This is a genomic window from Parendozoicomonas sp. 209JJ7-1, from assembly GCF_058147085.1.
The window spans coordinates 1-253 of record NZ_JBYVJU010000196.1 but is presented as its reverse complement, the minus strand read 5'-3'; the positions used below and the strand labels follow the sequence as shown (position 1 = coordinate 253).

1 protein-coding gene is annotated in these 253 nt (G+C 50.2%); it reads right to left on the bottom strand.

Annotated features, from left to right (window positions below):
• Positions 1-23: 23 nt before the first annotated feature.
• Positions 24-253: hypothetical protein (locus ACY2RQ_RS19955; protein ID WP_490114764.1), on the bottom strand; the 230-nt coding region annotated here is incomplete at its 5' end.

Genomic DNA, 253 nt, shown 5'->3' with positions numbered 1-253 from the left:
CAGGGACCACCGACTTATCGCGGCTAATCCCAAATCTGGCAGCATCCATTGAGACGCTTATAATCGTCAGCCTGGAGCGAGGTTTCGATCACATCAATATATGGATGCAGTTTTGTGAATCTCTGCCACTTTGCCGCTGCCTGCTCCGCTACTCTGTTCAGCGCGGCCGCCGGGGACTCACCTGATATTTGCATGGGTAACACTTCTTCTGAATACAGGGTCAGTTCAGGGTCAATATGAACTTTGTAATGAC